This is a genomic window from Vibrio sp. JZG120, assembly GCF_053890955.1.
In genome coordinates, this window is the sequence record NZ_JBSRRK010000008.1 from 294540 (window position 1) to 321367 (window position 26828).

The following is a 26828-nucleotide window of genomic DNA, read 5'->3' on the forward strand; positions in this document are numbered from 1 at the left end:
CTTACGAGTCATTACCCTGCTGAATTCGACGTAGAGAACGCTCTCGTCGAGACTCTTCTCGAGTCAAATCCAACAATGTTTCTTCGATGTAAGCCAAGTGCGAGTGGGACATTTCTCGCGCCTTTTCAGGCTGACCAGAAACAATCGCATCCACGATATTGGCTCGGTGTTTACTGACTTTCTCGACCGCTTCTGGGCGGCGACGTAGTAATTTAAAATTTTGTAGAATATTTTGCTCAAGCAAAGGTGCTAAGCTTCGAACAATGTGCAACAAAACCACGTTGTGCGCGGCTTCTGTCAAAGCGATCAAAAATTGCATCACTTCCGCAGATTCAGCTTCGATATCGTTGTTTGCTTGCTCTTGGCTAATGCGTTCAAGGCAACCTTGAATACGCGCAAAATCTTCTTCGGTACCACGTAAAGCTGCAAAGTAAGCTGAAATTCCTTCCATTGCATGACGAGACTCAAGCACATCAAGCTGGGTTTCAGAATGGCTAGACAACAAATTCAACAAGGGATCTGAAAAGCTCTTCCAGATATTCTCACTTACGAATGTTCCGCCACCTTGGCGACGAGTTAACAAACGCTTCGCTTCTAAGCGTTGAATGGCTTCTCGGACTGAAGGACGAGACACATCGAACTGTCTTGCCAGTTCACGCTCTGGAGGCAGTTGTTGCCCCGGAGACAATGTTCCTTCCACTATCAACCTTTCTAACTCTTGTTCTATAACATCAGAGAGTTTTGGCTGACGAATCCTTTGATAAGCCATAATTTATTGTTCTTCTACTCTTGCAGGTAATTGGTAATACCAATTTTAAGTTGGTGCAGAAATTAACATAATTAAAACGCCACTGTCCAGCCGAAAATTGACCTAAATCATAGAACGAGCTTACTTCCAACACTCTGATAACAATCGACTGTTAAAACAGCAATAGAATTGGTATGACCAATTACATAAAGCATACAAATGGGAAGTCGACGTGCTAGCAATTTTGGAAAAGAAATACAGAAAATGACAAAATTATCAGTCTATTTCTTCACCAAAATGGCGTATACGAGCGTAAAAATGTAGTTAACTTTTAACAATCATTAATATTTCTGGTATCAAAAAAAGGCATACCTGATCGTATGCCTTATTTATTTCGCTTTTTTGAATTTACACTTTCGCTACAAATCAACGCTGTATAAGCTGTCTATATTTCACCCAATCAAAGCTTAGACCAGGATCGCTTTTTCTCAAGGGCGCAATATATTGATGACCGGTAATTCGTGGCAAGGTGATGTGGGGATAAGACTGCATAATCACCTCAGTGATCTCTGCAAGTGATTGATATTGCGCTTCTGTGTAGGCAGTAAATTCTGTCCCTTCAAGCTCGATACCAATGGAATAGTCATTACAACGCTCCCTGCCCGCGAAACTGGATTGACCGGCATGCCATGCTCTATCGAGAAAAGAAACAAATTGAACAACCTCGCCGTTTCTCTTAATCAAGCAATGTGCAGAAACGCCCATTTTGTGAATAACTTCAAAAAATGGATGTGCGTTTGGGTCTAGCTTGCCAGTGAAGAAGTCCTCTATATATGGTCCACCAAACTGCCCAGGAGGCAAACTGATGTTGTGTACCACCAGCAGAGAGATGTCGTTTATATCAGAGCGGGCATCAAAAAATGGTGACGGAACATGCTTTGCCTGTGTCAGCCAGCCATTCTCGATAATTGGGCGCATATCAACCTCTCTACTTTGCAAATTAACTGCTGAAATTATTGACACCGGAGAGTATCATTCGTTGCCATCTCCCTTTCAAGACAAGATTTGCGATGAAGAACACACACAACATTCAAGAACGCCTAGAATACCTTAAACAACAACTCCCTTTAGAGATCACTCGCTCTGTCGCTGATACCTTAAAAGAAGATCTAGGTGGCAGTGTCGACGCAGATAACGACATTACTGCATCTTTGATCCCTGCCGATGCGGTTAATACCGCAACGATTATTACTCGTGAGCATGGTGTGTTCTGTGGTCAAGCATGGGCTGATGAAGTTTTTAAACAGCTCGGTGGCAAGGTCAGTATTGAATGGCACGTAAAGGACGGCGATAAAGTCGAACCAAACCAAAACCTTTGTACTCTGACAGGCCCTGCTCGTGACTTGTTGACTGGTGAGCGTAACGCAATGAACTTCATCCAAACGCTGTCTGGCTGCGCAACAGTTACCGCAGAGTACGCTGAAAAAATCGCGCATACTGAGTGTCGTCTACTAGACACACGCAAAACCATTCCTGGTCTGCGTAGCGCCCTAAAATACGCCGTGACGTGTGGTGGTGGCTTTAACCATCGCATCGGCGTGTTCGACGCTTACCTCATTAAAGAAAACCACATTATTGCTTGTGGTGGCATCACTCAAGCCATCCAAAAAGCGAAAGAGCTTAACCCAGGCAAACCGGTAGAAGTAGAAACGGAAAGCTTAGAAGAGTTGAAACAAGCGATAGAGGCTGGTGCCGACATCATCATGCTCGATAACTTCACAAAAGAAATGATGCGTGAAGCCGTAGCGATTAACGCAGGTCGTGCCGCTTTAGAGAACTCCGGCAACATTACGCTAGAGACCATCGCAGAATACGCAGAAACCGGTGTCGATTACATCTCGGTGGGTGCTTTGACTAAGCACCTAAAAGCGATGGATCTTTCGATGCGCTTCAAGTAATTCCAGAGAACCAAGCGATACTAACTCTCTTAATCTCATAGAGTTACGCTTTTCAAACCGCAATAAAGAGCCGCAAGGCTCTTTATTTTTATCCGCTTAAAAAATAACACCACTCGCAAAACCTTGCATGCAATATGCAACTACAGTGCAAAGATTTTTATCTCACTCGAGAGCCCCTTCGTTTCCAGTTTCCACTTGTTTCTACTCTTTTTACTCTTCTGCCCCATGCATAAGCATTAACTAAATTAATCTTAAGGAAAGAAGATGAAAACGAATAAACAGAAGAAGCAGCAAGGTTTTACGCTGATTGAATTAATGATTGTGGTAGCGATTATCGGTGTTTTAGCAGCATATGCAATCCCTGCTTACCAAGACTATACAAAACGTGCGACTCTCGGAGAGTTCCCCAAAGCTGCATCTTCCGTAAAGGTAGCAGTTGAATTATGTGGCCATGAAAATGCAGCAGATTCTGACTCATTTAAAGATTCCTGTGTAGGTGGTACTGATGGAAACAATGGAGTTCCTGGCACATTTGAACTAAACCTTATGGAAATTACGACGGCTGAAGGTAGCGCATCAGGAGCGGTAGATATCCGAGTTAAAGCTACTGATGCCAAAGGGCCAATTAAACAAAATGAAACTTATGTATTAACTGGAACCTACTCCCAAAATGGTATTACATGGTCAGGCAAGTGTTATACCGATGCCGCTATGCAAAACGAACAAACAGATTACTGCCCATAATGCTAACCAACCTCTCAACAGTTCTTCGCCAAAAAGGGTTACTGACCTTTTCCCAAGAAGAATCGTTAATAGAGCAAGTCAAAGCTTCTGGCATTTCGATGCCAGAGGCTTTACTCAGTTCTGGATTATTGACATCAAGCGAACTCGCTGAGCACTTAAGTTCTCTCTTTAGTTTGAGTCAGCCCGAGTTATCTCAGTATGAGTACGCTTCGCTTTGTCAACAACTCGGTCTACGTGAATTAATCACTCGACATAACGCACTCCCACTCCAGCGTACGCCTTCAACTTTGTTATTAGCCGTTGCCGACCCGACGAACCAACAAACAGAAGATGACTTTCGTTTTGCGACAGGGTTACAGGTTGAACTAGTCTTGGCGGATTTTCGTCAACTCAGCGCGGCAATTCGACGCTTGTATGGTCGTTCATTGAGTCATGAGAAGTCTGGATTAAAAGAGATCAACCAAGAAGAGTTAGCCAATCTGGTTGACGTGGGCGCAGATGAAATCGACAACATTGAAGACTTGAGCCAAGATGAGTCTCCTGTTAGCCGTTACATAAACCAAATTCTGTTGGACGCTGTGCGCAAAGGCGCATCCGATATCCACTTTGAACCTTATGAAAAGATGTACCGCGTTCGCCTACGCTGTGATGGCATCTTAATTGAAACACAGCAGCCACCAAGCCACTTAAGTCGCCGCTTATCCGCTCGTATCAAAATCCTCTCTAAGCTTGATATTGCAGAGCGACGTTTACCACAAGATGGGCGTATTAAGCTCAAGTTGAATCAAGACACCGCGATTGATATGCGTGTATCCACGCTACCGACTCTATTCGGAGAGAAAATTGTATTACGACTGCTCGACAGCAGCTCTGCGTCACTGGATATCGACAAGCTTGGTTATAGCGAACAACAAAAACAATTGTACTTGGATGCGCTGCGTCGCCCACAAGGCATGATTCTGATGACAGGCCCTACCGGGAGCGGAAAAACCGTTTCTCTGTACACTGGGCTGAGTATTCTCAATAAGCCAGAAATCAACATTTCCACAGCAGAAGATCCGGTAGAAATTAACTTATCGGGCATTAACCAAGTACAAGTACAACCCAAGATCGGCTTTGGCTTCGCAGAGGCATTGCGCTCTTTTCTTCGTCAAGACCCCGATGTGGTAATGGTCGGTGAGATTCGTGACTTAGACACTGCGGAAATCGCCATAAAAGCATCGCAAACCGGTCACTTAGTACTTTCAACCTTACATACCAATTCTGCGGCTGAAACGGTGATTCGTTTATCAAACATGGGCGTAGAAAGCTTTAACTTGGCCTCCTCTCTTAGTTTGATTATTGCCCAGCGCTTGGCCCGTAAACTGTGCTCGCACTGCAAACAATCACAAGAGCTTACCGTTCAGCTACAACATCTCGGAATTCAAGCAAGCGACAACATTTTTAAAGCCGATCCCGATGGATGCAATGAGTGTACCCATGGTTATTCCGGCCGAACGGGGATTTATGAAGTGATGCGCTTTGATGAATTTCTTTCGGAAGCGCTTATTAAAGGCGCCTCGGTACATGAACTAGAAAAACTCGCCATCGCAAATGGTATGAGCACGTTACAAATGTCGGGCATAGAAAAACTCAAACAAGGGATCACAAGTTTTAGTGAACTACAGCGCGTACTTTATTTTTAATCCTTTAATCAGCAGTCTCCTCTATGAAAAGCACTACACCACAACTTAAAAACTTCCGCTGGAAAGGCATCAACAGTTCAGGCAAAAAGACGTCTGGACAAACCCTCGCGATGACAGAAATTGAAGTACGCGAGCGTCTAGACGCACAGCACATCAAGATCAAGAAGTTAAAGAAAAGCAGTATCTCGTTTCTCACTAAACTCAGCCATCGCGTAAAAGGCAGAGACATCACGGTGTTTACCCGTCAAATTTCGACGATGTTGATAACCGGTGTACCCTTAGTTCAGGCTTTAAAATTGGTCTCAGAAAACCATAAAAAAGCAGAGATGAAATCCATTTTGATGAGCGTGACACGCGCCGTTGAGGCAGGTACACCCATGTCAAAAGCCATGCGCACTGCAAGTGAACACTTTGACCCACTCTATACCGACCTTATCGCAACAGGTGAGCAATCCGGTAACTTAGCGGAAGTGTTCGAGCGCTTAGCCACCTACCGAGAAAAAAATGAGCAGCTTCGTGCGAAAGTGATAAAAGCACTGATTTACCCAGCCATGGTAGTGCTAGTAGCGTTAGGCGTGTCGTTTATCATGCTCACCAAAGTCATTCCCGAGTTTGAAAAAATGTTTGTTGGTTTTGGTGCTGACTTACCGTGGTTTACCAGGCAAGTGTTAGATCTTTCCGCCTGGACACAAAACTGGAGCCCATTTATAGCACTAGGCTCTATCAGTCTATTCATCTCGGCGAGAATCCTCTCTAAGCGTTCAGATTCTTTTCGCTTAATGCTCAATCGCTCTGTGCTTAAATTTCCTGTTCTTGGCCCTGTATTATCAAAAGCCGCTATCGCCAAATTTAGTCGAACACTCGCCACAAGCTTTACAGCGGGCATTCCAATTCTAACCAGTTTAAAAACCACATCAAAAACATCAGGAAACTTGCACTATCAACTCGCCATAGAAGAAGTCTACCGTGATACCGCCGCAGGTATGCCAATGTATGTTGCCATGCGTAACTGTAATGTGTTCCCTGAATTAGTGTTACAAATGGTCATGATCGGTGAAGAGTCTGGTCGACTTGACGATATGCTCAATAAAGTTGCAACGATCTACGAGTTTGAAGTCGATAACACCGTCGACAACCTTAGTAAAATTCTAGAGCCGCTAATTATCGTTTTTTTAGGCATCGTTGTTGGCGGATTAGTGACAGCAATGTACTTGCCAATCTTTAACTTAATGAGTGTATTGGGCTAGAATGAGCTGTTAACTCCTTTAAAACAGCATCTTGCTGATTTCACTCATCGCTCAAGAGACAAATATGGAAGTATTCCAGTACTACCCTTGGCTATTCGTTGTGTTTGCCACCATCTTCGGTCTTATCGTGGGTAGCTTCCTCAATGTGGTTATTTATCGACTACCTAAAATCATGGAACTAGAATGGCGACGCGAATGTGCCGAGTCATTTCCTGAATACAAAATAGAACCTCCTAAAGAAGTGCTGACCTTGAGCGTCCCACGCTCCTCCTGTCAGAAGTGCGCAACGCCGATACGTATTCGAGACAACATCCCTGTGATTAGCTGGCTGCTTTTAAAAGGCAAATGCCACAACTGTCAGACAGCCATTAGCGCACGCTATCCACTGATTGAACTGCTCACTGCGTTCTGCTCAGGCTTTGTCGCTTACCACTTTGGTTTTAGTTACTTTACTGTTGCCCTACTCTTTTTCACTTTTATCTTAATCGCCGCAACATTTATCGATCTCGATACTATGTTGTTACCTGACCAATTAACATTACCATTAACTTGGGCTGGCATTGCCTTAGCATTAGTCGAAATAAGTCCTGTTACTCTACAAGATTCTGTCATTGGTGCTATTGCTGGTTACCTATGTCTCTGGTCCGTTTACTGGGGCTTTAAGTTACTTACCGGTAAAGAAGGAATGGGATATGGTGATTTTAAACTACTCGCAGCACTAGGGGCTTGGCTGGGCTGGCAGTCACTGCCGATGATCATTCTACTTTCTTCTGTGGTTGGCATCGTATTTGGCATCATTCAACTACGCTTGCAAAAACAGGGAATTGAAAAAGCTTTTCCTTTCGGTCCTTACTTAGCAATTGCTGGTTGGATAAGCTTAATTTGGGGCGACCAGATTTTAAACTGGTACTTTACTTCAGTTCTAGGAGTGTAAATGGCTTTGGTTATTGGTTTAACAGGTGGTATCGCTAGCGGTAAAACAACCGTCGCGAATCTGTTCAAACAACAATTTAAAATCGATATCGTCGATGCAGACATTGTAGCAAGAGAAGTTGTCGAGCCAGGCACTCCCGGCCTAAACGCGATTATTGAACATTTTGGTCACGATATAGTTCGTGAAGACCAAACTTTAGATCGCGCAAAGCTGAGAGAGAAAATCTTTTCAAACTCAGATGAAAAAGCATGGCTCAACGCACTGTTGCACCCGATAATTCGTGAAAAGATGATCGAAGATTTGCAGCAAGTCACCTCAGAGTATGCGTTACTTGTGGTGCCGTTGCTCGTAGAAAACAAGCTAGACAGTTTGTGTGATCGAGTTCTTGTCGTCGATGTAGAACCGAATACACAGATATCTCGCACGATGAAACGAGACAATGTGAGTGAAGAACAAGCTCGCGCTATCCTTGCCTCTCAAGCATCAAGAGAGCAAAGACTCGCGCTTGCAGACGATGTGGTTAAGAATAATCCAAGTGACCCAGATCTTTTGCTTCAAATCACAGATTTGCACGAAAAGTACCTAGCCATGTGTAAGAAAAATCTGCGAAAATAGGAACGAAACTCACAAAGGCTTATGTCGATGACCACGCACAAATTTGAACATCCGTTAAATGAGAAAACTCGTATTTATCTAAGAGTAGAGTCTCTGCTGCGTCAGGCTCACTTGGCCTCTGGGTTTAGCGAAAATCACCAGTACCAACTGTTTTTCCGTGCGTTATTCGATATGGTTGAAATCTTCGAACAGATCCAGCTAAAAAGTGAACTGGCCAAAGATTTAGAGAAACAACGATTGTCGTACCGCCATTGGCTAAATGTTGATGGCGTCGATCAAGACGCATTAAATACCCTACTACAAGAGATAGATGTCGTTCATAGCCAACTGATGGGTGCAGAGCGTTTTGGTCAAGCACTAAAAGAAGATCGCTTCTTAAGCTCTATCCGCCAACGCTTTAATCTACCGGGTGGTTCATGCTGTTTTGATTTGCCAGCGTTACATTACTGGCTTCACCTACCCATTGAACGTAAAAAGCATGATGCACAGCAGTGGCAAGTAAGCTTAAAGCCCTTATCTGATGCGCTTTCGCTATGGTTGAAACTCACCAGAGAGACCGGACATTTCAAAGCTCAAATCGGTCGTGCGGGTTTCTTCCAAAGTGACGCTGATGAAGCCAATATTCTAAGGCTCCACATCCCAATGGAATATGGCGTTTATCCTATGATTTCTGGCCATAAAAACCGCTTTGCGATAAAGTTTATGTCGTTTGAAAACGGTCAAGCGTGCACACAAGATATTGAGTTTGAACTTGCTGTGTGCAGCTAAGACGACACTAAGCCTCACCCCCACAATCTAAAATTCAACGCTTTATTGTGCGTATATTGGATAAAATTTCGTAGCAGCAATAGCGCGTTGAATAAGCCATCTTGAACTCATTTAGGTATACTACCCTTTAACACCAATTAGTAATGGGACGCTCAACTATGTCTAAAATTACCATCGTTCAATGCCCACAATGTGGCGCCGACGTAGAATGGGGAGAACAAAGTCCTCATCGCCCTTTCTGCAGTAAACAATGCCAAATGATTGATTTTGGTGAATGGGCAGATGAAGAAAACACCATCCCAGGCGCCCCTGATATGTCCGACAGTGATGGCTGGTCTGAAGACCAGTATTAATTGAGGCACTAGGGTAAAGGAATATCCTAGGCTCCTTCTTGGGGAGTCTAAATCACGCTCTGTCGTCGCTGTCCAGAGTGACGAATTTTAACCGCGGAGTCCTGTAATCTTTGATCATCATTTGCCGTCATTCCGAGGAGCCATAGCGACATCAGGAATCTACTCACAGCAAGGATGAAGCTAACAACTTAAACAATTGCATTTTCGACTAGTAGATTCTGAATTACGCTCCTTCGTCGCTGTCCAGAGTGATGAATTTTAACCATTGCGGTCTGCAATCGGTATTCATTCACCCCTTTTCAACTCTGACTATTTTGATGATCTAGCAAAGCTATTTTTATTCGAGCAAGGCGGAAGCGTGGAGAGTACGTCAGTGCATGAGCATCGACAGTGCAGGTCGGGTGAAAAGAAACGAGCAAGCTAATTACACAAATAAAAAAACGGAGCCCTAAAAGGACTCCGTTTAAGATGAGAACGCTAGTTATAGCATTACTTCTTAGCAAGTTTCTCTTTGATACGAGCAGACTTACCAGAACGCTCACGTAGGTAGTACAACTTGGCACGACGTACTGCACCACGGCGTTTAACTTCGATGCTATCAACGATTGGAGAGTGTGTTTGGAACGTACGCTCAACACCTTCACCGTTAGAGATCTTACGTACAGTGAAAGCAGAGTGTAGACCACGGTTACGGATTGCGATTACAACGCCTTCGAAAGCCTGTAGACGCTCACGGTCACCTTCTTTTACCTTAACTTGAACTACAACAGTGTCACCTGGTGCAAATTTAGGTAGGTCTGATTTCATTTGCTCTTCTTCAAGAGCTTTGATGATGTTACTCATTTTTTAAATTCCTAGAATAAACTGATACTAAATAAATTAGGTTACTTTGCGTTATGTTCACTAATGAACTCAGCAAGTAATTGTTCCTGTTCGTCAGTCAGAGCTAGGTTTTCCAGGAGCTCTGGTCTTCTAAGCCAAGTTCGGCCCAGCGACTGTTTTAGTCGCCATTGACGAATGTCCTTGTGATTGCCTGACATCAGTACCGCTGGTACCTCTTTGTCATCCAATACTTCTGGACGCGTATAGTGAGGGCAATCTAACAAGCCATTTGCAAAAGAGTCTTCTTCTGCTGACGCGAAATCCCCTAGTACACCCGGAACAAACCGAGAGACAGAGTCGATTAACGTCATGGCTGGTATCTCACCACCCGTCATCACAAAATCACCAATCGACCATTCTTCGTCGACTTCAGATTGAATGATGCGCTCATCTACCCCTTCGTAACGACCACAAATCAGAAGCAAGTTCTCATTTGTTGCCAGTTCTTCCACTCCTTTCTGGTCGAGCTTACGACCTTGAGGAGAAAGGTAGATGACTTTCGTCTTGCCCGGTGAGGCTGCTTTCGCGGTATGAATGGCATCGCGCAAAGGCTGAACCATCATTAACATACCAGGGCCACCACCGTAAGGTCGGTCATCGACTGTGCGATGTTTGTCGTGAGTGAAATCTCTAGGATTCCAAGTCTCAATCGACAAAAGACCTTTTTTAACCGCTTGACCTGTTACTCCAAAATCAGTAACAGAACGGAACATTTCTGGAAAAAGGCTAATAACGCCAACCCACATGTTTATCTCGCTCTGTAATTTTGGAGATTAGAATCCAGGATCCCAGTCAACTTCGATCCGTTGAGCTTCGCGATCAACATTAATGATCACTTGCTCTTCAAGGAACGGGATTAATCGTTCCTTCTGCCCGAAAGCATCTTTAAGATTTGCTTTAACAACCAGAACATCGTTTGAGCCAGTTTCTAGCATGTCAGTAACGACACCTAGATCGTAACCTTTAGTGGTTACCACTTGCATCCCAAACAATTCGCGCCAGTAGAACTCATCTTCTGACAATTCAGGAAGTACCGCAGGGTCAATAGCAATTTCAAAGTTCGTCATTAGATGCGCGTCTTCACGAATATCCATGCCTTCCAGCTTAGCCACCATACCTTTGTTATGGCGCTTCCAGCTTTCTACTTTGTACTCAACCCACTTACCCTTTTGGTTAATGTACCAAGGGCTGTAATCGAAAATGCTTTCAGCATTGTCTGTGTAGGAAAAAACCTTAAGCCAACCTCGAATGCCGTAAGTAGCACCAAACTTGCCTACAACAATCTTTTCGTTGCTCATTGTTTCTTTACCTTTCATCGACATAAACTAGTTTCTACTTTTCAAGTAAAAATTAAGCCGCTTTTTGAGCGTCTTTAACTAGCTTAGCAACGCGGTCAGATACAGACGCGCCTTGACCAACCCAGTGGTTAACGCGGTCTAGGTCTAGACGTAGACCTTCTTCTTGACCTTTAGCAGTTGGGTTGAAGAAACCAACTTTCTCGATGAAACGGCCAGTTGCAGCGTTGCGGCTGTCCGCTACTACGATTTGATAAAATGGACGCTTTTTAGCGCCGTGACGTGCCAAACGAATGGTTACCATGTCGTCCTCTTTGCTTTCTCAAAAATAAAATTAACCCCAAAAACCATTCAAGAAATTAAATAGTTTGGGGTCTCGTGCCAAAATAAAGCTCCGGAATTTTACTCTTCTCCCGGAGCAATGCAAGGAGTTTAGTTACTTTTTCACCAACATAAATTGAATTTAAAGTTTGTGACGTACCTAACACCCTGAATCTATGCGTGATCGATTAATTAACGACCAAATGGGTTGAAGCCACCGCCTCCACCCATGCCGCCCATCATGCCTTGCATGTTGCGCATCATGCCTTTCATGCCACCTTTTTGCATCTTTTTCATCATCTTCTGCATTTGGGTGAACTGTTTTAGTAAGCGGTTTACGTCTTGAACCTGCACACCAGAACCAGCCGCAATACGCTTCTTGCGCGAGCCTTTGATAATCTCTGGGCGTTGACGTTCTTTCATTGTCATGGAGCTGATGATCGCTTCCATCTGTTTGAACATCTTGTCATCGACTTTGTCTTTCACATTGTCTGGTAGCTGAGACATGCCAGGAAGCTTATCCATCATGCCCATCATGCCGCCCATGTTTTGCATCTGGCCTAGCTGTTCACGGAAATCTTCAAGGTCGAAACCTTTCTTCTCTTTGAACTTCTTCGCCAGCTTTTCTGCTTTTTCTTGGTCAACGTTGCGTTGTAGGTCTTCAATTAAAGACAGAACGTCACCCATACCAAGAATACGTGAAGCAACACGATCTGGATGGAACGGTTCTAGCGCGTCAGTTTTTTCACCGACACCCAAGAATTTGATTGGTTTGCCCGTTACATGGCGTACTGACAGTGCCGCACCACCACGAGCATCACCATCAACTTTAGTTAGAACTACACCGGTAAGAGGTAGCGCATCGCCAAAGGCTTTTGCTGTATTTGCTGCGTCTTGACCCGTCATAGCGTCAACAACAAATAGCGTTTCTACTGGGTTGATAGCTGCGTGAAGATCTTTGATCTCCCCCATCATCTCTTCATCAATCGCCAAGCGACCTGCGGTATCGACAATCAATACGTCGTAGAATTTTTTCTTCGCATGGTCAATCGCTGCATTGGCGATATCAATAGGCTTCTGGTCTGGTGATGATGGGAAGAAGTCAACACCGATGTCTGATGCCAGCGTTTCAAGCTGCTTGATTGCAGCAGGGCGGTAAACGTCGGCAGACACAACCAAGACTTTCTTCTTGTCACGTTCTTTTAAAAGCTTAGATAGCTTACCTACCGATGTGGTTTTACCCGCACCTTGTAGACCCGCCATAAGAAGCACAGCAGGTGGTTGAGCGGCAAGGTTTAGCGCCTCATTCGACTCACCCATTACGGCTTCAAGTTCTGTTTGAACGATCTTGATAAATTCCTGACCTGGAGTCAGAGATTTAGAAACTTCTACACCTACCGCTTTTTCTTTAACGCGGTTAACAAATTCACGAACAACCGGAAGCGCAACGTCAGCTTCAAGTAAGGCCATTCGTACTTCACGTAGGGTCTCTTTAATGTTGTCTTCGGTCAGACGACCTTTGCCACTGATATTTTTCAGCGTTTTGGATAATCGATCCGTTAAATTCTCAAACATCTTTGTCTCTTCGCTAAAATGGCGATTAATTAGTGTGAGTATACATTAGCCAAGGTCTGAGTCATACCCGTACCGCTGCTCTATTCTTGTCTCTATTTCTATATGGTGAGGTAACTTATTAATTTCAATATCTCATCTCTCACGATTGATGTCGGATATAACGTAGCCCCAAAGTGTAATGCAAGGTATAATTTCCTCATTGTGCACAATAATATTTAGGATTCATGGATAGCTTAATAGCCATCGCGGCCGCCATACTTTATGTTTTGGCGATTGCGACCATCATACCCGGACTCTCACAGCAGTCAGGAATCAAAGCAAAAACAGTGTTTGCTAGTGCTGCCTGTGCGCTTGTTTTTCATGCGTGGATTTTGAGTGATCTGATTTTTGATGGTTCAGGTCAAAACCTTAGTATTCTAAACGTAGCCTCTTTGATCAGTTTTATTATTTCTCTGGTCATGAGCCTTGCTATGTTGAAAAATCGGTTGTGGTTTTTATTGCCTGTCGTTTATAGCTTTGCTGCCATCAATTTATCTGCTGCCACATTTTTGCCAAGCACGTTTATCAAGCACCTAGAGAATGACCCTAAGCTACTCATTCACATTTCTTTTGCGCTGTTCTCATACGCAACTTTAACTATCGGTGCACTCTACGCACTTCAGCTGGCTTGGTTGGATCACAAACTGAAAACAAAAAAATCTTTGGCGATTAACCCAAACCTGCCGCCTTTATTAATGGTAGAGCGTCAGCTATTCAAAATCATTTTGATCGGTAACTTATTGTTAACTGGCACGCTCATTACTGGCTTTGTCTTTGTGCAGGATATGTTTGCTCAAGGTAAAGCGCATAAAGGCATTCTTTCTTTCATCGCTTGGATTGTGTACTCAATACTGCTTTGGGGTCATTATCAAAAAGGTTGGCGTGGTAGAAAAGTTACTTGGTTCGCTGTCGCAGGGGCAACGCTGTTAACTCTGGCGTATTTTGGCAGTCGCTTTGTGAAAGAAATCATCTTGAATTAAGGAGCTCTAGGGCTCCTATCCTTTATATTTTAGGCTAGATAAAATACAGTACGCCTTAACCCTTTGACTTAACGGACTTACTCAACCGTTATATAACCCAATACTTACAAGGAACAGCAACGTTTTGGACGACATCTCTACGGGTATCTTGTTTGCGCTACTCGCGTGTCTTATCGTCATATCAGGTTACTTTTCCGGCTCAGAAACAGGGATGATGTCTCTGAACCGTTATCGCTTAAAGCACTTAGCCAAAAATGGGCATAAAGGCGCTAAGCGAGTCGAAAAACTATTAGACCGTCCAGATCGTTTGATTGGTCTTATTCTTATCGGCAACAACCTCGTTAATATTCTCGCGTCCGCTATCGCGACCATTATTGGTATGCGTTTGTATGGTGATTTAGGTGTCGCCATCGCAACCGGTGCACTGACTATGGTTGTATTGGTTTTTGCTGAAGTTACCCCAAAAACAATTGCAGCGCTGTACCCTGAACGCGTGTCTTACGCGAGCAGTATACTACTGACCATATTGATGAAGTTACTATCGCCTTTGGTGATGCTCGTTAACTTTATTACGAATGGCTTTATTCGTTTACTTGGCGTAAAAGCCGATCACTCGGTAGAAGACCATCTTAGTTCCGATGAGCTACGTACCGTAGTAAACGAAGCTGGCGGCTTGATCCCTCGCCGACACCAAGACATGTTGGTGTCTATTTTGGATCTTGAGCACGTCACTGTGAACGACATCATGGTGCCACGCAATGAGATTACCGGTATCGATATTAATGATGACTGGAAATCCATCGTTCGTCAGCTTACCCACTCACCACATGGACGCATTGTTTTTTATCGTGACCAAATTGATGAAGTGGTTGGCATGCTGCGCCTGCGTGAAGCTTACCGCCTGATGCTGGAAAAAAACGAGTTCAATAAAGAGACGCTATTACGTGCTGCGGATGAAGTCTATTACATCCCGGAAGGTACGCCACTGAACGTGCAAATGTTAAAGTTCCAACGCAACAAACAGCGTATTGGTCTGATTGTTGATGAGTATGGCGACATTATTGGCTTGGTGACATTGGAAGATATTCTGGAAGAGATCATTGGCGAATTCACGACCTCGATTTCTCCAAGCCTTTCTGATGAAATCAGTCCTCAAGGTGACGGAAGCTTCCTCATTGAAGGCAGCACCAATATCCGAGATATCAATAAAGGCCTGAAATGGGATTTACCAACGGATGGCCCAAGAACGTTAAACGGTCTTATTTTGGAGCACCTGGAAGATATTCCAGAGAGCCATTTAAGCGTGAGAGTGGCTGGTCATCCAATGGAGCTTGTTGAGATTGAAGAAAACCGCATCAAGCTCGTTCGTGTTTATCCTAAAAAGAAAAAATAGCCTCTATCTACAACTCACGATAAGAAATAAAAAGAAAAGAGCCTGATCATGTCAGGCTCTTTTTAGTTCTGGATAAATATGCTTCTTGATAAGTTTTTTAGCAACTAGTCGATGCGCAGCTCTTTTAGCATCGATTCAGGCAAAGCAAGTTCATCATTTTTGTTCACCGATACACCAGCATCCAAAATGCTCTTCGCGATCTGTTGTGCTTCTTCTAAAGAGTGCATCGCTGCCGTGCCACATTGGTATTCGTTGAGTTCAGGGATCTTGTTCTGGCTTTCTACCTTTAGTACGTCTTCCATCGCCGCAATCCAAGCATCCGCTACTTGCTGCTCTGATGGAGTGCCAATCAGGCTCATGTAAAAGCCGGTGCGGCAACCCATAGGCGAAATATCGATGATCTCAACAGAATCGCTGTTTAGGTGATTGCGCATAAAACCTGCATAAAGGTGCTCTAGTGTATGGATACCTTTTTCAGAAAGGATGTCTTTGTTTGGCGCGGTAAAGCGTAAATCGAAGACAGTAATCGTGTCCCCTTTTGGGGTCTGCATGGTCTTCGCCACTCGCACTGCCGGTGCATTCATGCGAGTGTGGTCCACGGTAAAACTATCGAGTAAAGGCATTACATCTCTCCTGATTGTAACTCCAATACCTCTCGGTACTGGATAAATGTCATTCATCCCTTCAGCACATAAACAGGCTGTGGGTTAAAAGAACCAGCTGCTGTTGTCTTCCAATTCCTGACGACATTGCTTCAGCTGCCAGCCATAAGTTTTTGCAGTTTGTTCAACACGTCGAGCGACTTTGATCAAACTAGGCTTTCGCTTATAAGTACCTCGCTTGTACCCACCTCGACCTTCATGATAAGCCAGATATTGACTGTATGGGTCCCATAACGAAATCCCTAGTTGGCGCCTCGTTTCGTGAGTATACCAACCGACAAACATCATTGAATCATCAAAGTTGGTACGAGAACCGCCCTGATCCGTCGCATCTTGGAAATCTTCCCAAACAGGATCTTGAGCTTGAGCGTAACCATACGCACTGCTAACTCGCCCCCAAGGGATAAATCCCAATAAATAGTCTTTGGGTGGTTTCGCATCGTGCCGAAAGCTGCTTTCTTGTTTAATGATAGCCATAGCGACATGAATGGGGGTTCCCCACTTTTCTTCCATATCTTTGGCATCATCATACCAGCCGGATTTCTCTCGAAATATCTCACATAAATTATTCTGCTGCTTTGGCGGTGCCGTGGCACAACCTGCAAGTAACATGCTTCCGAGTACCGATACTACTAACGGTTTAATGTTCAATCCCACCCAACCTTTACCTATTCACTACTGCTTCAGATAAGCAAAGTAATCTTCCAAAAAATCATCAAAAGATAGCGTGTCACTTTGTTCCGCTTGCTTTTGCTTTTCTACTGACGACGCCACTTCCGTTTCCATCGTATCTTGCGAGTAGTACTGATAACCGTGAGCTAGATTTTCCTCGCGGTACTTCATGCCAAGCGCACAGCCGACTTTACCTAACCCACCAAGCTCTTTCGTCAGCTCTAATAGTTGACCTGAAATCGTTAGTTCTGGGTTATCAATCCATGTCTCGAGTTTATTACACACATCTTGGTATGCACTGCCACCAGCAGTCATATCCATTTGCTGTGCTATCTGACGCAGCTCGACAAACACTCGATGTGCCCAATCTTGCAGAGATAGACGTTCACCTTGGCAACCAATTTGAAGCATTAGCCCTTTTTCACGACCAGAAACAATGACTTTGTTCCAGTTGTCGCGCCAACACTCTAATTCACAGTTGTCCATTGGATCCGAGTCTGACAAGGCCGCCCAAGTCAGGAAGAGATCAAGGAATCGTACTTGCTCTTCATCCAACCCCACTGCGCTGAATGGGTTAACGTCTAGAGAGCGAACTTCAATGTACTCAACCCCACCGCGTCGTAACGCATCTGAAGGTTTCTCACCACTTTTCGACACGCGTTTCGGGCGAATTGGAGCGTATAGCTCGTTCTCAATTTGTAAAATATTGGAATTAAGCTGGCGGTATTCACCGTCCACTTTGACGCCTATTTTCGCAAACTCTTCTGATGGGTGACGAATCGCATCGCTCAAACCATCCAGATACTGATCAATGCTGTTAAAGCCAATTTTCAGTACACTTTGCGCACTATTGGTGTAGCCCAGATCGCTCAAACGCAAAGACGTCGATTTCGGCAAATACAAAGTGCCGCCAATTTTCTCGAATGGCAGATCGGTTTCACGACCTTGAATAAAAGAGCCGCATAACGCTGGCGATGCACCGAAGAAATACGGAATCATCCAACCAAAACGGTAGTAGTTACGGATCAGCGCAAAGTAGGCATCAGACTTAGCATCTTGGCGGGCTTGTTCATCTTGCTCGCCGTATAGCGCATCCCAAAATGTCTCAGGGAACGAGAAGTTAAAATGCACACCTGAAATGATTTGCATCAGGCTGCCATAGCGGCGTTTTAGGCCTTCTCGGTACAGGGTTTTCATTTTTGCTGCATTCGAAGAGCCGTACTGAGCAAGCTGAATATCCTCTTCCGAGCCAACATAACATGGCATAGAAAGAGGCCACATCTTTTCTTCACCCATTTTTGTCTGCGTGAAGTGATGGATATCTTTCAGTTGTGCCATCAGTTCTGGAATTTCATGTGACACAGGAGTAATGAACTCTAACAATGATTCAGAAAAATCAGTCGTGATCCATTGGTTTGTGAACGCTGAGCCTAACCCCTCTGGATGAGGTGTTGTTGCTAGATGTCCATCCTGACGATAGCGCAAAGTTTCTCGCTCAACACCGCGTCCAAACTGCTTAAATACTTCGGGGTTTGATGCAACTTTTTTTAGTCGCGCAGCAAAATCAGTCAAAATGAGGTTCGCTTATATTGGGAGCAGGACACTTGTCACAAAGGGCAAGCGTAAGCTAAGTTATTGATATTTAATGCATCTAGATAAATAACCCACGAAAAGTCGCTTATCTAGATGAATAGCGGAGAAACGTTTCTCCGCTATTAAATGTGTACTCTATCGAATGATTTCAAGCTCTTCTACGTCTTTCCCCAACTTTTCTAATTGAGGACGCAGTGATTTAGCATCACCAACGACGATAATTTGATAGTCATTTGGATCAAACCACTTTTGAGCCAGTGCATTCAAAGTCTGCTTATCAACTTTTTCTACGATAGCGTTTCTTTGCTGCAAGTAATCTTGATCGAGGTTGTACTTAAGAATATCACTAATGAGTTCCGCTTTTTGTGTTGGCGTTTCATATTTCAGTGCATCTTTTTGACCGACCGCTTGACGCATAAATTTCATCTCTTCATCAGTAATTCCTGACTGCGAGTATTCATTTAGCTCATTTTCCATCTCAATGATAGAAGCAACCGTTGCATCCGCTCGTACTTGCGCGGTGAAAACAACCGAGCCAGTTTCTGGATTTCCAGAGAAGTAACCGTAAGCGCCGTATGTGTAACCCTTGTCTTCACGTAGGTTTTGGTTAATGCGGCTATTGAAGTTCCCTGCTAAGTTGAAGTTTGCCAGTTGGCTTAGGTAAAAATCGCCCGTTGCATCGTAAGGCATACCCTGACGAACCATCATGACCACACTTTGCGGGGCTCCTGGTTTATCAACAAGATGGATCTTTTGCTCACCTAATGCAGCGATGCTTTGCGGCGCATACAATGGCGCAGCTTCATCCTGCCAGTTTTTCCAGAACGTCAGCTGCTGTTCAATTTCCTGTTGTTCAATGTCACCAACAACGACGATTTGCGCACTTTGTGGCGTGTAATGCTTCGAGTAGAATTCACGGACATCATCCAACGTTAGTGCACTTACCCCTGCTTGCGTGCCGTCTTTTGGTCGAGCAAAAACAGAGTCTCCATAGAGCACTTGGCGACTCGCTTGTGATGCCATCCAGCTTGGATTTTGGTGCTCATACACAAGACCTTCTAGCGCTTGCATCTTCACACGCTCAAAGTCTGCTTGCTTGAATGCAGGAGACAGCAACATCTCTTCGACAATTTTCAACGTCGGCTCTAAGTTCTTTTCTAAAGCAGAAACGCTGATGTTTGTTGTGTAGCCCGTTGCATTCACGGAGATGACACTACCTAGTTTATCGAGCTCAGCTTGAATCTCTTCGACACTACGTTTCGTTGTGCCTTCTTGCAACATCGCGGCGGTCAATTGGGCAAGACCTTCTTTGCCCTTTTCAACAAAACGTGTTCCCGCAGGTAAACTAAACTGCATCATGACCGTTGGTGTTTCATCGCTAACCGCGCCAAGCAATTCCGAGCCATTATTGAAATGAAGCTCGTACAACTCAGGCATCGTCGCTTTCACTGGCTCCCCTACAGGCGGTTGCACAGAGCGATCGAAGTTATCGGTCGCACGACGATACGCCAATTGATCATCAGTGATCTTCTCGTATTCTGGTAGCGTACGCTTTGGCGTCACAAAGGTCGCTGGTTTTACGACAAGGTCAGTTTTTCCTTTTGGTACCACGCTTAGGGTCACTTTGTTCTTACCTTGGATAAAATCCGTATACGCTTTTTCTACCGACGCAGGCGTCACTGCGCGGATCTGCTCAAGCTGTTGCTCAAGACGGTCTGGATCGCCGAAGAATGTCTCGTTGGATGCCAACTGCGTTACTTTGCCTTTAACGCTTTCTAATGCAAAGATAGAATCCGCTTCCGCCTTACCCTTCAATTGTTCAAGGCGATCTTCTGTCACTCCTTTTTCAGCAAACTGATTGAGTGACTGTAAAAGCTCGTCGTACAGTTTTGATAGGTCGCCTTTGTCTCCAGAATCACCCATTGCGTAAACGTAAAAGTTACACGCCAGTTCTGCACAGTCATGGAATGAGCCCGCATCGACCGCTTTTTGAGTCTTGACTAAGTCTTGGTAGAGCACGCTGTTTGTACCGCCACCTAGCACTTCAGATAGCGTATCGAGAGACGCTTGGCTTTCTTCGCCGTTGTAAGTTGTTGGCCACGCGATCATCACCATCGGTTGTTGAATGCGATCTTCTAGCGTGATGTATTTGTCTTCTTGCAGTTTGGCAGGTTGTTTCGGCGCATTTTCAACCTCAGGACCACGAGGAATCGAACCGAAGTACTTATTTACCCACTCAAGAGTTTGTTCAACGTCTAAGTCACCACCGATCGTGATAGTCGCATTGTTTGGGCCATACCAACGCAAGAAAAACGCTTTGAGATCGTTCACATCAACACGGTCAAGATCTTCAACATAACCAATAGTTTGCCACGAATACGGATGACCTTCAGGATATAGCGCTTCAGACATGCGCTCCCAAATTAAGCCATAAGGACGATTATCGTAACGCTGAGCTCGCTCATTTTTTACAGTAGAACGCTGAATTTCAAATTTGCGTTGAGAAACCGCATCCAACAGAAAGCCCATACGGTCAGACTCTAACCACAACATTTTCTCTAGCTGGTTAGCCGGGACAGTTTCAAAATAGTTAGTGCGATCGCGGTTTGTCGTACCATTTAACGTACCTCCAGCCTCTGTGATGATTCTGAAGTGCTCTTGGTCACCAACGTTCTCTGAACCTTGGAACATCATGTGCTCAAAGAAATGCGCAAAACCAGACTTACCCACTTCTTCACGAGCCGAACCAACATGGTAAGTCACATCCACATGGACCAATGGGTCGGAATCTTCAGGAGCTAAGATCACCGTTAAGCCATTATCAAGTTTATACTTTTGGTATGGAATCTTAACTTTGCCTTCTTCCGCTTTCGATGACTCGACGAAAGTTACCCCCTCCGGCAGTGATGAAACTGGCGTATTTGATACACAGCCCGTGATCACTAACAGTGAGCACGCGCCAACCCAAAACATCTTCATGTACTTTCCTTAAAATAATCCGAGATAGATGGCCGCAAGCAAGCTATACCTAGCAGCCTTTCCTAAAAATATTAAAATCACGCAAGGCAGAAGCTTCATTCTCAGCCACCCTGCGGCTAAACACAGCGGGTCTCCAATCACAGGTAACCAGCTAAAAAACAATCCCCAATAGCCATACTTTGACAGCCACTTTAATGCGGTATGACCGTGCTTTTCTTCTTGCGCTTTGTTGGGAATCCACAAGCCAAGCCAATAATTTGTTAAGCCACCAAGCGTATTGCCGATAGTGGCGACCATAATAATTGACGAAACGGAATATTGATTTAATGAGAGAGTGGCAACTAAGCCCGCCTCAGAACCACCAGGTAACAAAGTGGCACTGAGAAAACCGGTCATGAAAAGCACCCATAATGCTGAATCTGAAAACCAAAGCGCTAAACTTTCAAAGCTCGTATTAAATGCTTCTAGCATGTCATATCAAGCAACACCTTGCCTCTGGTTCTTCCTGATTCTACTTGCTGGTGAGCAGCAATCACATCACTCATCGGATAAACCTGTTGAATTTCAGTCTTCAGTAAACCAACGCCAACCATGTACAACAAGGTATCTAATTGCGCTGGATCTGGCTCAACCAACATGCCGTTAGCCTCAAAGCCTAGGAGTTTGGCTTTTTCACAAATCAGCTCAGCCGTGATGGTTGGAACGGTTATGACTCTCGCACCGTCTTTCAGGCATTTAAGCGCATCTAACGCGGCATCTCCACCTACTAAATCAATCAAAACATCAACGTCTTCAACACGTTCTGACACTGGTGCAAATTGATAGTTCACTGCGTGAGCGCCAAGGGTAGCCAGGTAGTCTAAATTTCGTTCACTGCAGGTTGTAAAGACTTCCGCTTTAGTCGCGACCGCGATTTGTACCGCTAGGTGTCCAACGCCACCGGCTCCTGCGAGGATAAGTACGCGATCGTTTTCTGTCACATTGGCTTTGCTGAGTGCTTGTGCCGCAGTTTGGCCAGCCAACGGTAATGCTGCGGCAGCCTCTAAAGTAACTGAACTGGGAACATGACTTAACTCAGCTTCTGGAACACATACGTACTGACTGTACCCACCTCCTCGGACTGGGAAACCGATAAATCCAGCCACCTCATCACCATCATTAAAACGCGACGCCCCCTCTCCACAAGACACCACTTTTCCTGAGATGTCGTAACCTGGCACCCAAGGTAAATTATCCTTGTTCTGCGCAGCTGCCCAACCGAGTCCGGCTCGAGTTTTAACATCAATAGGATTTACGCCTGAAAAAGCGACTTTTACTAAGACTTCACCAGGCTGTGGTGATGGTGTAGAAGCATGTTGAATCGCGAGTACGTTGGCATCACCAAATTCAGTGATAACGATCTGTTTGTGTTCCATAAACCATTCCCTGCAAGAAAACAAAAAGGGATGCGAAAGCATCCCTTTGACTATAAACCATTTTGTTAACCGAAGTTAATCGTGATTTTGTAAATTGGTTGATCATTCCATTTTCGGTAATGACTAGCCGACAAGTGCTAGCAAGATACCAGCGGCAACCGCTGATCCCAATACACCTGCAACGTTTGGTCCCATCGCATGCATCAACAAGAAGTTTTGCGGGTTAGCTTGTAAGCCGACTTTGTTCACCACACGCGCGGCCATTGGTACCGCAGAAACGCCAGCCGCACCAATAAGTGGGTTGATGTCTTCTTTTGAGAACTTGTTCAGCAACTTAGCCATTAGCACACCAGCACCCGTGCCAATACTAAACGCAACCGCACCAAGCCCTAGAATGCCTAATGTTTCTAAGTTCAGGAATTGATCCGCTTGCAGCTTCGAGCCAACCCCTAAGCCCAAGAAGATCGTCACGATGTTGATCAGCTCATTTTGTGCGGTTTTCGATAGACGATCGACCACACCCGCTTCACGCATTAAGTTACCAAGACAGAACATACCGACAAGAGGCGTTGCTGAAGGTAGGAAAAGAATCGTCATGAGTAATACTGCCATCGGGAACAATACCTTTTCCCATTTACCCACGTGACGCAGTTGCGCCATTTGAATCTCACGTTCTTCCTTAGTGGTTAGCGCCTTCATGATTGGCGGCTGAATGATTGGCACTAAAGCCATGTAGCTGTACGCGGCTACAGCAATCGCACCAAGCAGGTCTGGTGATAACTTACTTGCTAAGAAAATCGCCGTTGGGCCATCCGCACCACCGATGATGGCGATAGACGATGCATCCGCCATGGAGAACTCCATACCAGGTACATAGTTGAGCAAAATAGCGCCAAACAGTGTCGCAAAAATACCAAACTGAGCTGCCGCACCTAGCCACAACGTTTTTGGGTTTGCGATCAAAGCACCAAAGTCGGTCATCGCACCCACACCCATGAAGATCAACAACGGGAACACTCCCGATTCAATCCCAATGTAGTAAACGTAGTAGAGCAAGCCGCCAGGCTCAGTAAAGCCAGCATTTGGAATATTCGCCAAGATAGCACCAAAACCAATCGGCAATAACAGTAAAGGCTCAAAGCCTTTTTTGATTGCCAAAAACAGCAAGGTACAACCAACCAGCATCATACAGATTTGGCCGAACTCGAAGTTAGCGATCCCTGTTTCTGCCCAAAGGGTTAACAATCCGTCCATGATACTCCCTTACGCCAGGCTCAACAGAGGCGCACCTACTGTGACAGCATCGCCTTCTTTAACGTTCAACTCTTGAACCACACCACCACGCGCCGCACGCACTTCTGTTTCCATCTTCATAGCTTCAAGGATGAGTAGTACATCGCCTTCAGCCACTTCAGCGCCAGGCTGAACATTCACTTTAAAGATGTTACCGGCAAGAGGAGCAGGCACCGCTTCAGCAGATGCGCTAGAAGGAGCGCTAGGTGCCGTCGATTTTGCAGGCGCCGCAGAAGGAGCGACAGAGGTTAGCTCGCCTTGAGGACCAACTTCCACCTCATACACCTGTCCGTCAACACGTACGCTATAAGTTTCTACGCCGCCAGTTGCTGGTTGCGCCGCAGGTACGGCAGGCTTCGCGGCTTCTAGCGTTGGTGCAGGTTCAAATGCTTCTGGGTTTTCACGATTCTTAAGGAACTTGAGACCAACTTGAGGGAAAAGCGCATAAGTAAGTACATCATCAACACGCTCACTTGCTAGCTTAATACCTTCTGATTTCGCTTTCTCCATTAGATCAACAGTAAGCGTCTCCATTTCAGACTCAAGCAAGTCGGCAGGACGACAAGTAATAGGCTCTTTGCCATCAAGTACTTTAGCTTGCAGCTCTGCATTTAACTCGGCTGGCGCTTGACCGTATTCGCCTTTCAATAGACCAGCGGTTTCCTTAGTGATGCTCTTATAGCGTTCACCAGTAAGCACGTTAATCACCGCTTGCGTTCCGACGATCTGCGAAGTTGGAGTCACCAATGGAATGAAACCAAGATCTTCGCGTACACGAGGGATCTCTTCTAATACTTCATCAATGCGATCCGCCGCGCCCTGTTCTTTCAACTGGCCTTCCATGTTGGTCAGCATACCGCCAGGCACTTGAGCAATCAGGATGCGAGAGTCTACACCTTTCAACTGACCTTCCCACTTCGCGTACTTCTTGCGTACTTCACGGAAATATGCGGCGATAGGTTCTAGTTGCTCGAGCTTCAAATTCGTATCTCGCTCGGTTCCTTCTAGCATCGCGACTACCGTTTCCGTCGGTGTGTGACCATAGGTACAACTCATTGAAGAAATCGCTGTATCGAGAATATCAATACCAGCTTCAACTGCTTTTACCGCTGTCGCAGTAGACAAGCCTGTCGTCGCGTGACAATGAAGTGCTAATGGCACATCACAAGACGCTTTGATACGCGTAATAAGCTCTTCCGCTTCATAAGGCTTGAGTAAGCCAGACATATCTTTAATACACAGTGAATGACAACCTAAATCCTCTAGGCGTTTTGCCAAGTCAACCCAAGTGTCTGCGTTATGTACAGGGCTTGTTGTGTAAGACAGCGTACCTTGAGCATGTGCGCCAACATCGACCGTTGCTTTTACGGCCTTCTGGAAGTTTCGCACGTCATTCATTGCATCAAAGATACGGAAAACGTCCATACCGTTAGCATGCGCGCGTTCAACGAACTTCTCTACTACGTCGTCGGCATAATGGCGGTATCCTAAAAGGTTTTGACCACGCAGTAGCATTTGCATTGGTGTATTAGGCATCGCTTTTTTTAGTTCACGTAAACGCTCCCAAGGGTCTTCCCCTAAGAATCGAATACAAGAATCAAACGTTGCGCCACCCCAAGTCTCTAGAGACCAGTAACCAACCTTATCCAACTCAGCTGCGATAGGCAGCATATCCTCAATACGCATACGCGTAGCAAATAGTGATTGATGGGCATCACGAAGGACCACATCTGTAATAGCTAGTGGTTTAGACATGCTCTTAAACTCCTTTTTAATCCTGGTTCGGCTACTTCGCGAATGAGGCGCGATGTTTATGAATCGCAGCCGAGATCGCCGCCACTACTTGTGGACTAACAGCTGAAGAGGTTGATTGAATATTAGTATTTGTTTTTGGTGCTGCGATCGGCTCTGGTACTTCTTCTGGTACCAATTTCGACATTAGCCGAACGAGATAAACAAGAATAGTGAGGAAAATAAATACGACCGCCATCCCCGTTAGCATCAGGGTGGCCGCATCTACTAGCAGGCTTCCTATATTAGTCATGTTGCTTCCTTTCTTTGTCATCCTGACAACGTGCAGGACTTTAATAGCGTCAAATCCCGACCAATGGATTATCTCGATTGGTTAAATTTTGTCAATTTTGTTTAAGGAAGGTTTGTAATAATCCTGATAAATGATTATTTATTCACTACCCAGATCACAGTTCATGACAAAATAATTACTGCGAATCTTCTATCTCCTTACGAACAGAGTAAAGGAGGACATAAATAAAAACTGCGATTTGGATTTCAAAACCAAATCGAGATTTACACATAAAAACTAATAAAAACAAAAGGATGCCACTTTACAACAATTAATAAACAAATAAAAAACAAAGAAGTTACATTTGAACAATTGAAGTGAAAGAAACGGAAATTAATATACGGGAGAGATAGTAAGGATGGATTCACAAACTACAGCAGAAACTTTATTCCAAATTGCTTAGATAAGCACATATTCGCTTTTGGAAAAGAAGGGCCTCGCCTCTAACAACTCTAGGCTATAGTTCCTGATGTCCAGATACAAAAAAAGCCTCGCAATTGCGAGGCTTTTTTGTATCTGGCGCGTCCTGGAGGATTCGAACCTCCGACCGCCTGGTTCGTAGCCAGGTACTCTATCCAGCTGAGCTAAGGACGC

The 26828-nt window shown here is 44.9% G+C and carries 26 protein-coding genes and 1 tRNA gene; 10 read left to right on the top strand and 17 right to left on the bottom strand.

The window, feature by feature from the left end; all coding sequences use genetic code 11:
* Position 1: 1 nt before the first annotated feature.
* Both pdhR and ampD read right to left on the bottom strand, forming a co-directional pair.
* Complete coding sequence (pdhR, locus tag ACWPOD_RS17485) at positions 2–769, bottom strand: pyruvate dehydrogenase complex transcriptional repressor PdhR (RefSeq protein WP_005396680.1); 768 nt, start codon at positions 767–769, stop codon at positions 2–4.
* A 405-nt stretch (positions 770–1174) separates the two neighbouring features.
* Positions 1175–1726, bottom strand: coding sequence for a 1,6-anhydro-N-acetylmuramyl-L-alanine amidase AmpD (gene ampD / locus ACWPOD_RS17490; protein WP_046875077.1), 552 nt, complete (start codon positions 1724–1726; stop codon positions 1175–1177).
* A gap of 92 nt (positions 1727–1818) precedes the next feature.
* On the opposite strand from ampD, the gene nadC reads away from it, so the two are divergent.
* From nadC to yacG, 8 genes are all read left to right on the top strand, one after another.
* On the top strand, positions 1819–2706 hold the full coding sequence (nadC, locus tag ACWPOD_RS17495; protein ID WP_167426250.1) for a carboxylating nicotinate-nucleotide diphosphorylase: 888 nt from the start codon (positions 1819–1821) through the stop codon (positions 2704–2706).
* A 264-nt stretch (positions 2707–2970) separates the two neighbouring features.
* A complete protein-coding gene (locus tag ACWPOD_RS17500; protein WP_167426249.1) occupies positions 2971–3450 on the top strand; it encodes a pilin in 480 nt (159 codons plus the stop codon).
* Positions 3450–5135: a type IV-A pilus assembly ATPase PilB gene (gene pilB, locus ACWPOD_RS17505; protein WP_167426248.1), complete on the top strand. Its 1686-nt coding sequence runs from the start codon at positions 3450–3452 to the stop codon at positions 5133–5135. The genes ACWPOD_RS17500 and pilB overlap by 1 nt, the downstream gene beginning before the upstream one ends.
* Before the next feature lie 23 nt (positions 5136–5158).
* A complete protein-coding gene (locus tag ACWPOD_RS17510; protein ID WP_017635918.1) occupies positions 5159–6382 on the top strand; it encodes a type II secretion system F family protein in 1224 nt (407 codons plus the stop codon).
* Between the two features lie 64 nt (positions 6383–6446).
* Positions 6447–7316 carry a prepilin peptidase gene (locus ACWPOD_RS17515; protein ID WP_012841418.1) on the top strand — a complete coding sequence of 290 codons (870 nt, stop codon included), beginning with the start codon at positions 6447–6449 and terminating at the stop codon, positions 7314–7316.
* A complete protein-coding gene (coaE, locus tag ACWPOD_RS17520; RefSeq protein ID WP_047008979.1) occupies positions 7317–7931 on the top strand; it encodes a dephospho-CoA kinase in 615 nt (204 codons plus the stop codon).
* A 27-nt stretch (positions 7932–7958) separates the two neighbouring features.
* Positions 7959–8699 (top strand): cell division protein ZapD, encoded by a 741-nt coding sequence (zapD, locus tag ACWPOD_RS17525; RefSeq protein ID WP_012841416.1) that lies wholly within the window; start codon positions 7959–7961, stop codon positions 8697–8699.
* A 158-nt stretch (positions 8700–8857) separates the two neighbouring features.
* The gene (gene yacG, locus ACWPOD_RS17530) at positions 8858–9052 is read left to right on the top strand and encodes a DNA gyrase inhibitor YacG (RefSeq protein ID WP_005396692.1); all 195 of its coding nucleotides are present in this window, start codon (positions 8858–8860) and stop codon (positions 9050–9052) included.
* A gap of 489 nt (positions 9053–9541) precedes the next feature.
* On the opposite strand, the gene rplS is transcribed toward yacG, so the two are convergent.
* The 5 genes from rplS to ffh all read right to left on the bottom strand — a co-directional run bounded on the left by rplS (position 9542) and on the right by ffh (position 13125).
* The gene (rplS, locus tag ACWPOD_RS17535) at positions 9542–9895 is read right to left on the bottom strand and encodes a 50S ribosomal protein L19 (RefSeq protein ID WP_005379971.1); all 354 of its coding nucleotides are present in this window, start codon (positions 9893–9895) and stop codon (positions 9542–9544) included.
* Between the two features lie 41 nt (positions 9896–9936).
* The gene (gene trmD / locus ACWPOD_RS17540) at positions 9937–10680 is read right to left on the bottom strand and encodes a tRNA (guanosine(37)-N1)-methyltransferase TrmD (RefSeq protein ID WP_005425529.1); all 744 of its coding nucleotides are present in this window, start codon (positions 10678–10680) and stop codon (positions 9937–9939) included.
* 27 nt (positions 10681–10707) lie between these two features.
* Positions 10708–11256, bottom strand: coding sequence for a ribosome maturation factor RimM (gene rimM / locus ACWPOD_RS17545; protein ID WP_145532523.1), 549 nt, complete (start codon positions 11254–11256; stop codon positions 10708–10710).
* A 28-nt stretch (positions 11257–11284) separates the two neighbouring features.
* Positions 11285–11533, bottom strand: coding sequence for a 30S ribosomal protein S16 (gene rpsP / locus ACWPOD_RS17550; protein WP_005379962.1), 249 nt, complete (start codon positions 11531–11533; stop codon positions 11285–11287).
* Between the two features lie 209 nt (positions 11534–11742).
* A complete protein-coding gene (gene ffh, locus ACWPOD_RS17555) occupies positions 11743–13125 on the bottom strand; it encodes a signal recognition particle protein (RefSeq protein ID WP_005385423.1) in 1383 nt (460 codons plus the stop codon).
* Positions 13126–13349: 224 nt separating this feature from the next.
* Here ffh and ACWPOD_RS17560 point away from each other — a divergent pair, with 224 nt between their 5' ends.
* Together ACWPOD_RS17560 and ACWPOD_RS17565 are read left to right on the top strand one after the other, a co-directional pair.
* Positions 13350–14144: a cytochrome C assembly family protein gene (locus ACWPOD_RS17560; RefSeq protein ID WP_005396694.1), complete on the top strand. Its 795-nt coding sequence runs from the start codon at positions 13350–13352 to the stop codon at positions 14142–14144.
* Between the two features lie 124 nt (positions 14145–14268).
* Positions 14269–15537 carry an HlyC/CorC family transporter gene (locus ACWPOD_RS17565; RefSeq protein WP_047008981.1) on the top strand — a complete coding sequence of 423 codons (1269 nt, stop codon included), beginning with the start codon at positions 14269–14271 and terminating at the stop codon, positions 15535–15537.
* Between the two features lie 104 nt (positions 15538–15641).
* On the opposite strand, the gene luxS is transcribed toward ACWPOD_RS17565, so the two are convergent.
* The 10 genes from luxS to ACWPOD_RS17615 form a co-directional block, all read right to left on the bottom strand.
* Positions 15642–16160: an S-ribosylhomocysteine lyase gene (luxS, locus tag ACWPOD_RS17570; RefSeq protein WP_005396698.1), complete on the bottom strand. Its 519-nt coding sequence runs from the start codon at positions 16158–16160 to the stop codon at positions 15642–15644.
* A gap of 84 nt (positions 16161–16244) precedes the next feature.
* The gene (locus ACWPOD_RS17575; RefSeq protein WP_456232094.1) at positions 16245–16850 is read right to left on the bottom strand and encodes a transglycosylase SLT domain-containing protein; all 606 of its coding nucleotides are present in this window, start codon (positions 16848–16850) and stop codon (positions 16245–16247) included.
* A 24-nt stretch (positions 16851–16874) separates the two neighbouring features.
* Entirely contained in the window at positions 16875–18443 is a 1569-nt protein-coding gene (gene gshA, locus ACWPOD_RS17580; protein WP_456232095.1) for a glutamate--cysteine ligase, read from the bottom strand.
* Between the two features lie 156 nt (positions 18444–18599).
* Positions 18600–21443 (bottom strand): M16 family metallopeptidase, encoded by a 2844-nt coding sequence (locus tag ACWPOD_RS17585; RefSeq protein WP_456232096.1) that lies wholly within the window; start codon positions 21441–21443, stop codon positions 18600–18602.
* A gap of 9 nt (positions 21444–21452) precedes the next feature.
* Entirely contained in the window at positions 21453–21914 is a 462-nt protein-coding gene (locus ACWPOD_RS17590; RefSeq protein WP_258459728.1) for a YqaA family protein, read from the bottom strand.
* Positions 21908–22858 carry an NADP-dependent oxidoreductase gene (locus tag ACWPOD_RS17595; protein WP_005396705.1) on the bottom strand — a complete coding sequence of 317 codons (951 nt, stop codon included), beginning with the start codon at positions 22856–22858 and terminating at the stop codon, positions 21908–21910. Before ACWPOD_RS17595 ends, ACWPOD_RS17590 begins: the two co-directional genes overlap by 7 nt.
* Positions 22859–22981: 123 nt before the next feature.
* Complete coding sequence (locus ACWPOD_RS17600; protein WP_005396706.1) at positions 22982–24112, bottom strand: sodium ion-translocating decarboxylase subunit beta; 1131 nt, start codon at positions 24110–24112, stop codon at positions 22982–22984.
* A 9-nt stretch (positions 24113–24121) separates the two neighbouring features.
* Positions 24122–25906, bottom strand: a complete 1785-nt coding sequence (oadA, locus tag ACWPOD_RS17605; RefSeq protein WP_256935752.1) for a sodium-extruding oxaloacetate decarboxylase subunit alpha — start codon at positions 25904–25906, stop codon at positions 24122–24124.
* Positions 25907–25937: 31 nt separating this feature from the next.
* Positions 25938–26195 carry an oxaloacetate decarboxylase subunit gamma gene (locus ACWPOD_RS17610; RefSeq protein ID WP_005379932.1) on the bottom strand — a complete coding sequence of 86 codons (258 nt, stop codon included), beginning with the start codon at positions 26193–26195 and terminating at the stop codon, positions 25938–25940.
* Between the two features lie 556 nt (positions 26196–26751).
* Positions 26752–26828: transfer RNA gene (locus ACWPOD_RS17615), tRNA-Arg, on the bottom strand.

Coding starts and splice junctions, on each gene's coding strand:
- pdhR (WP_005396680.1), bottom strand. CDS start 769: ATGGCTTATCAAAGGATTCGTCAGCCAAAACTCTCTGATGTTATAGAA.
- ampD (WP_046875077.1), bottom strand. CDS start 1,726: ATGCGCCCAATTATCGAGAATGGCTGGCTGACACAGGCAAAGCATGTT.
- nadC (WP_167426250.1), top strand. CDS start 1,819: ATGAAGAACACACACAACATTCAAGAACGCCTAGAATACCTTAAACAA.
- ACWPOD_RS17500 (WP_167426249.1), top strand. CDS start 2,971: ATGAAAACGAATAAACAGAAGAAGCAGCAAGGTTTTACGCTGATTGAA.
- pilB (WP_167426248.1), top strand. CDS start 3,450: ATGCTAACCAACCTCTCAACAGTTCTTCGCCAAAAAGGGTTACTGACC.
- ACWPOD_RS17510 (WP_017635918.1), top strand. CDS start 5,159: ATGAAAAGCACTACACCACAACTTAAAAACTTCCGCTGGAAAGGCATC.
- ACWPOD_RS17515 (WP_012841418.1), top strand. CDS start 6,447: ATGGAAGTATTCCAGTACTACCCTTGGCTATTCGTTGTGTTTGCCACC.
- coaE (WP_047008979.1), top strand. CDS start 7,317: ATGGCTTTGGTTATTGGTTTAACAGGTGGTATCGCTAGCGGTAAAACA.
- zapD (WP_012841416.1), top strand. CDS start 7,959: ATGACCACGCACAAATTTGAACATCCGTTAAATGAGAAAACTCGTATT.
- yacG (WP_005396692.1), top strand. CDS start 8,858: ATGTCTAAAATTACCATCGTTCAATGCCCACAATGTGGCGCCGACGTA.
- rplS (WP_005379971.1), bottom strand. CDS start 9,895: ATGAGTAACATCATCAAAGCTCTTGAAGAAGAGCAAATGAAATCAGAC.
- trmD (WP_005425529.1), bottom strand. CDS start 10,680: ATGTGGGTTGGCGTTATTAGCCTTTTTCCAGAAATGTTCCGTTCTGTT.
- rimM (WP_145532523.1), bottom strand. CDS start 11,256: ATGTCGATGAAAGGTAAAGAAACAATGAGCAACGAAAAGATTGTTGTA.
- rpsP (WP_005379962.1), bottom strand. CDS start 11,533: ATGGTAACCATTCGTTTGGCACGTCACGGCGCTAAAAAGCGTCCATTT.
- ffh (WP_005385423.1), bottom strand. CDS start 13,125: ATGTTTGAGAATTTAACGGATCGATTATCCAAAACGCTGAAAAATATC.
- ACWPOD_RS17560 (WP_005396694.1), top strand. CDS start 13,350: ATGGATAGCTTAATAGCCATCGCGGCCGCCATACTTTATGTTTTGGCG.
- luxS (WP_005396698.1), bottom strand. CDS start 16,160: ATGCCTTTACTCGATAGTTTTACCGTGGACCACACTCGCATGAATGCA.
- ACWPOD_RS17585 (WP_456232096.1), bottom strand. CDS start 21,443: ATGAAGATGTTTTGGGTTGGCGCGTGCTCACTGTTAGTGATCACGGGC.
- ACWPOD_RS17590 (WP_258459728.1), bottom strand. CDS start 21,914: ATGCTAGAAGCATTTAATACGAGCTTTGAAAGTTTAGCGCTTTGGTTT.
- ACWPOD_RS17595 (WP_005396705.1), bottom strand. CDS start 22,858: ATGGAACACAAACAGATCGTTATCACTGAATTTGGTGATGCCAACGTA.
- ACWPOD_RS17600 (WP_005396706.1), bottom strand. CDS start 24,112: ATGGACGGATTGTTAACCCTTTGGGCAGAAACAGGGATCGCTAACTTC.
- oadA (WP_256935752.1), bottom strand. CDS start 25,906: ATGTCTAAACCACTAGCTATTACAGATGTGGTCCTTCGTGATGCCCAT.
- ACWPOD_RS17610 (WP_005379932.1), bottom strand. CDS start 26,195: ATGACTAATATAGGAAGCCTGCTAGTAGATGCGGCCACCCTGATGCTA.